The organism is Picosynechococcus sp. NKBG042902 (assembly GCF_963864045.1).
Classification (GTDB): domain Bacteria; phylum Cyanobacteriota; class Cyanobacteriia; order Cyanobacteriales; family MRBY01; genus MRBY01.
Genome location: NZ_CAWLTV010000027.1, coordinates 1 through 4,921 on the forward strand (window position 1 = coordinate 1; position 4,921 = coordinate 4,921).

The 4,921-nt window shown below is 50.9% G+C and carries 4 protein-coding genes and 1 CRISPR repeat array; of the genes, 3 read left to right on the plus strand and 1 reads right to left on the minus strand.

The genetic code is table 11. The features are described from left to right. Positions 1-138: 138 nt before the first annotated feature. A CRISPR array of direct repeats spans positions 139-478; the repeat unit is 37 nt; unit sequence GTTCCACATCCCAAAAACCCCGCAAGGGGACGGAAAC. A gap of 97 nt (positions 479-575) precedes the next feature. Next, positions 576-881 (plus strand): HigA family addiction module antitoxin, encoded by a 306-nt coding sequence (locus AACR41_RS00255; protein WP_030008318.1) that lies wholly within the window; start codon positions 576-578, stop codon positions 879-881. Positions 882-962: 81 nt separating this feature from the next. Beyond that, positions 963-2,102: a CRISPR-associated endoribonuclease Cas6 gene (gene cas6 / locus AACR41_RS00260; RefSeq protein WP_152551049.1), complete on the plus strand. Its 1,140-nt coding sequence runs from the start codon at positions 963-965 to the stop codon at positions 2,100-2,102. 4 nt (positions 2,103-2,106) lie between these two features. On the opposite strand, the gene crn3 is transcribed toward cas6, so the two are convergent. Next, entirely contained in the window at positions 2,107-2,985 is an 879-nt protein-coding gene (gene crn3, locus AACR41_RS00265) for a CRISPR-associated ring nuclease Crn3/Csx3 (protein WP_030008320.1), read from the minus strand. Positions 2,986-3,049: 64 nt separating this feature from the next. Here crn3 and AACR41_RS00270 point away from each other — a divergent pair, with 64 nt between their 5' ends. After that, positions 3,050-4,495 carry a TIGR03985 family CRISPR-associated protein gene (locus AACR41_RS00270; protein WP_030008321.1) on the plus strand — a complete coding sequence of 482 codons (1,446 nt, stop codon included), beginning with the start codon at positions 3,050-3,052 and terminating at the stop codon, positions 4,493-4,495. The last annotated feature ends 426 nt before the right edge of the window (positions 4,496-4,921 follow it).

The window sequence follows — 4,921 nt, forward strand, 5'->3', positions numbered from 1 at the left end:
CCCCGCAAGGGGACGGAAACCCCGGGGCAGGAGTTTCGTATGAATTTCGTAATTTGTTCGTTCCACATCCCCAAAAAACCCCCGCAAGGGGACGGAAACCAGCAGGTATCAGCTAGCTGCTCAATCAAACTTTCCGGGGTTCCACATCCCAAAAACCCCGCAAGGGGACGGAAACTTGATTCCCGGTCTAGCCAAGTCCACTAAGCGCAGCAGTTCCACATCCCAAAAACCCCGCAAGGGGACGGAAACAGCAAAAATAAGCGCATTCTTGAAGTCTTTATCAGTGGTTCCACATCCCAAAAACCCCGCAAGGGGACGGAAACCTGTTTGAGGTTGAACGGGCGAAGCGTGCTGAGTTACTTAGTTCCACATCCCAAAAACCCCGCAAGGGGACGGAAACTGCAGAATTGAACAACTTGCATCAAGTATTAAAAGACCTGCGTTCCACATCCCAAAAACCCCGCAAGGAGACGGAAACAACAATCTCTAGGTTCCAATTTGCTTTGAATGGTCACAACAGAATATGGCTTGTGGGGTAGAAATTGTTGATTATCATTCGTGAGGCATAGATCGTTATGGTTCGTATACCCAGTCATCGCGTCCCGACTCATCCAGGAGAAATGTTGCGGCAAGAATTTCTAGAGCCTTTGGGCCTAACCCAAAAGGCTTTAGCAGTTGAATTGCGCGTTCCATACCAGCGGATCAACGAATTAATTAGAGGAAAACGAGGAATCACACCAAGTACCGCATTACGCCTCGCAAAATTCTTTGGCAATACGGCAGATTTTTGGCTAAATTTGCAGTTGCGCTGGGATTTGTACCATGTACAACGAGCAGAAGCCCAGGAACTCGCAAAAATCGAGACCCATGTACCAGCTTGACAAAGGCTATATTTTTCAAACTCAGATGATTTTTATTTCCCTTAAGTTTGGCAATGGTGAAATGCGCTGTGATGAAAAACTTTGACTGTCCATGACGCGATCGCCACGGGAAAATGTCACAATTTAACCATGAGTTTAGCCAGTGTCTATAAAAGAAAGCGTACAGAATTACTAGGTTTGACCTTTCAATTGCGACCCCGCACAGGGGGTCATTTAGGTCAACACTATGCTAAGGGTCTACATGCTTGGTTTCTCCATGGGATCCAAAAGATTGACCCCGAACTATCGGCATCATTACATGACGGTCAAGGGAAAAAGGCTTTTTGTTTATCGCGGCTCTGGATGGAGGGTCATGGCCTATCGTTGCGTCTTGACCCCAAGGTGGATTGCCGCTGGTCTTTGCATTGCTTATCCCAGGAAGCAGTTGATGGGGTGTTGCATTGGTTAGCGGTGCAGCAACCCCAAGTTTTGTCCTTACGAGAATTTGAGCTAGATATTGTCAAGATCGATGTGTCGTTGCCCGCCTATACCTATGGCGGTCTCTGGCGTAAGGACGTTGTCGATCAAGTTGCCTTGCAGTTTATTTCGCCCACAGCCTTTCGCCGTCGGGGTCAACATTTCCCCTTGCCCCTACCCCGCAATGTATTCCAAAGTTATCTGCGCCGATGGAATCATTTTTCGGGGCGATCGCCGCAAGCGGATGATTTTTTAGATTGGGTTGATGAATTTGTGGTGGTACAGCAGCATCACATTGAGACGCGGCGGGTTGCAGCGGGTAAGCGGGGCTTATTGACTGGATTTGTGGGTTCTGTCGTGTTTCGTGTATCGCCCCAGGGGACAGAATTTACCGACTATGTCCATTTATTTTCCGCCTTAGGTCATCTGGCTCCCTACTGTGGCACCGGTCACAAGACCACCTTTGGTTTGGGCCAAACGGTTTTGGGCAGAGATAAAACAGTACCGCGATTAGCAATGGATGGGCTGGCTGAGCAGTTGTTATTAGAAAGGGTCGCCCATTTACAGGAGATTTTTTTGGGTCAACGGCAACGACAGGGGGGCGATCGCGCCAAAAAAACAGCAGCATTGTGGGCCATGATCCTTGCGCGGCGGGAACGGGGCGATCGCCTCGAAGCCATCGCAGCGGACTTGGAGATTCCCTACGAAACAGCGAAAAGTTATGGCAAATTAGCACGGCGATCGCTGCGGGAGTCAGGGCATTAGCGACTTAGGGAGAACGGATCAGTTGATAGATTTTTTGTAAGAGTGGGGCGGGGAGTGGCGTTGTTGCTTCCCGTTCGGTGGCATCGAGGGTGAGCTCTAGAATTGGGTTTTGGCTATGGAGTTGGTCGGGGCTGTTGGGGCAGTGGTGAACAATGCCGACGGCCTTAAGATTTGCCCGTTCGCCACAAAATTGGTGCCAGGGGGCGATCGCCTGGGGATCATCGCTGATGATCAAATAATGGCTACAGGCTTCGAGGATGGGGAGTTGTCTGGGGTCGCTATCACTATTGACCGCCACAATAACCAAATCCCGTTGGCGACGGAGCTTGAGGAGAGTTTCTGCATAGGTAGCATCCGGTTGCTCGGCGGGCGAGTGGCCTTGGAGTTGCCAATGGCCTTGGGGCTCCCAATGGGCTTTTTGGTAGGCAATTTGGGAATAGTCGGCGGCTAATGTTTGCTGTAAAGTCTGGCTAAAGTGGTCTTTGCTGGGGTGGTTCGGGCCAACCACCAGGAGCGCAGGGGCGAGATTGGGCTGGGTATCGATTTGGGTGGGATCAATGGGGAGGACTTGACCAATGTTTGTTTGGGTCGAATGGGTCGCGACTACCACGGCACCGAGGCGGGGATCATAGCAGGCCACCCAGGCGGTCGGGTGGAGTTCATGGGTCAGGTAGGCATAGAGCCAAATAGGGGCACGACCGGAGATCACTACGCCCCCACGGGTATTCAGGGAGGCGGGGATGGTGATTTTCCCCAGATCCTGGGGTTGGATCAGGCGATCGCCACTGGTCAGCTCAAGGGTGAGGACTTGATAGGGGAGCTCGCGATAATAACAGGTCGGAGAAAGGGAGATCGAAATAGGTGAGGGGAGCACTGGGGCCATTGTCTTGCCATGAATCTTCGGGACACCCTATAGTATTAACCATCCATGAAAAGGGCTCTTCGTTATGGCCAGCTTGCTCGAAAACCCAACGCCGCTCCTCCTCCATCGTTTATCGGGAGGGCAATTGATCAATCGTTTTGAGCGGAGTATTCGTCTGTGGTACATGGTACAGCAGATGTACGGAAATGATGGTCAGAAGTGGCGATCGCAAATCACGGAGCCTTTTAGATATAAGGATTTCAGCGAAAAACTCTTTGCCAGCAGCCACAATTTAGACACGACGGCCAAGCGAGAGGAACTGTCACAACTGTGTGCTAATACGAGCTGCATCTGCCAGCAATCCGCCCTAGAAATTTTACAACTAACCGCGCCGACCAAACGGCAACGATGGCTCAAAGAAGTGTCCCTCTTCAGTGGTTTGGATACCGCAGAACTCACCAAGCGGTTAGAGATATATCCTTTTCGGGTGAGTCACCGTTCCCTCCAGATGGATTTAAAAATGCTGGAAGAATTGGGTTGGCTCAAGTCCATAGAGCGTGGTTCCTATGGGTTTATCCCAGAGGATCAATTACCCAACCCAGAGCGCGACACCCATTCGTCTCCAGGTAATGATGATGATCGAGAGTCGGTCGATTTTGCCCATATCCTCGAAGATATTGCTTTTTTGCAGGGACATTTACATCTGCGTCTGGATGAACTGGAGACGCAATTAAAACACCGTCAGGTGTTGTCCTTATTGCCACGGCGAATTTTGGTGCATTTTGAGCACATTATCCCTGAGGATCATCACACCAGCGATCGCATCGGGGATCATCAAGCTTGCTTAGAGAAGTTATGGCGATCGCCAAAAGGGGGAATTGTCCGGTTTCGTTACCGGGTCTTTCGGGAGCAAGGGCGCGAGGCGGATGTGATTGTCTATCCGGTTTGTTTGCATTATGTGCGGCGGGCGAAATATCTCTCTGCCTATGGCATCGACCCTTGGGGAAAGGTGGCTTGGTATAATTATCGTCTGGATGCGATCGCCTCGTCCCTAGAGGTTTTACCCCAGGGCTCTGAGTTGATCCCGGAGACACTGCGGCAGATGTCGCGCCAAAACAATTTACCGACAACAGAGGACATCGTAGAAGCGCTCTTAGCGGCTTGGGGCTTTGATTTTTATTTGCCGAAATTGTACTTAATCTTGCGGTTCCCTGAGGCATTTGAGCGGTGGTATGTGCGGGACTCCTATCGCCATGAAACGTTTCAGCGTTTGGATCCTGGGCAATTGCGCCAAGTCCTTGATAATCCAGAGTTGGTTGCGCCCCAGGAACGGCAGCAGATCGAGGCGCTCTTGGCTCGTTATTCAGATACGGACAATCATATTTTTTATGGGGTTTGGGTGCGCTGGCCGGATCCGAATTTGGTATTGCGACTGCGGGATTGGGGGCCGAACGGGGAAGTGATTGCGCCGTTGGTCGTGCGGCATCATCTGCGGGATGAGGTGCGGATTCAGAGTAATTTCTACGGCTAAGAAAAATAAACAGAACCTAGCACAAACAAATATTCCCCCCTTTTTGTAAGGGGGGCTAGGGGGGATCTACCCCCAGCGGGGTAAAAAAGTGCCGTTAATTGCGGCTGTTTTTTTGAAAGGGCGAGATCTCCAACTTTCCTGTTGCAAAGGGGAGGGCTATTTATCAGTTTCCATCCCCCTAAGTGAATTTTATCTTTAAGCCAAAAACGACAAAACAAATATTCCCCCCTTTTTGTAAGGGGGGCCAGGGGGAATCTACTCCCAGCGGGGTAAAAAAGTACCGTTAATTATGGCTGTTGATTTGGAAGGGTGGGATCTCCCTAATCCCTACTGCTGTAAAGGAGAGGATGAGGATCCCCCCAACCCCCCTTTCTCAAGGGGGGAGCCATGGGTTTCCGTCCCCTTGCGGGGAGTTGGGTTGGAAAG

Excerpts from the sequence above, each read along its gene's own strand:
- crn3 (WP_030008320.1), bottom strand. The coding sequence starts at position 2,985 with ATGGCCCCAGTGCTCCCCTCACCTATTTCGATCTCCCTTTCTCCGACC.
- AACR41_RS00255 (WP_030008318.1), top strand. The coding sequence starts at position 576 with ATGGTTCGTATACCCAGTCATCGCGTCCCGACTCATCCAGGAGAAATG.
- AACR41_RS00270 (WP_030008321.1), top strand. The coding sequence starts at position 3,050 with ATGGCCAGCTTGCTCGAAAACCCAACGCCGCTCCTCCTCCATCGTTTA.